This window comes from Bartonella pachyuromydis (assembly GCF_039543065.1).
GTDB classification, from domain to species: domain Bacteria; phylum Pseudomonadota; class Alphaproteobacteria; order Rhizobiales; family Rhizobiaceae; genus Bartonella; species Bartonella pachyuromydis.
This window is the reverse complement of the sequence record NZ_BAABJA010000073.1, coordinates 1-590: the sequence shown is the minus strand read 5'-3', so window position 1 is coordinate 590 and position 590 is coordinate 1. Positions and strand designations below refer to the sequence as shown.

General features: G+C 43.7%; 1 protein-coding gene. It reads right to left on the bottom strand.

The window, feature by feature from the left end:
• Positions 1–22: 22 nt before the first annotated feature.
• Positions 23–590 (bottom strand): DUF7146 domain-containing protein (locus tag ABD917_RS08810; protein WP_345119680.1); only part of this gene is annotated, 568 nt, incomplete at its 5' end.

Here is a 590-nt window from a genome sequence, read left to right as displayed (position 1 = left end):
TTATTATCTTGTTTCATATTACTTACCTTGAATAATAGAGAAAATCGTTGAAATCTAAAGAGTTAGGGGCTTGCATCATAAAGACCTCAAAGCCTTGGCTATAAGCACGCGCAGCTAGGGTAAAACCTGCTTTACGACCCGCATCATCGCCGTCCATAGCGATTGTCAGACGTGCTTTTATAGGGGGTAAATTCACACGCATCATGCCACTGGTAGAAAGAGACGCCCATAAATTCACGGGCTCTGATAACAAACCAGACAGTAAGGAAAGACCGGTTTCAATGCCTTCACAAATAACCAGATGTTTTGGATTCTTTTGACTTAAATGCACAGCGCCGCCCATGACAGATCCCAACATGGCTTTGGCTGGTTTGTGATCTGTTTTGCAGCCATTGGCTTGTAAAAAGGTTCTATGAATGGCAAAGGAACCAGCCCCCTTAACAAGCGCCACCAACGTGGGCAATGTCATTCCTAAGGGGTGTGGACATTTATCGTGAAAACGTAAATCAGCAGGCAATTCACAAGTAATCCCCCGATTGCGTAAATAGGTTTCTGCTAAAGTGTTTTTAATCGGTTGGCTTTGTTGCCAA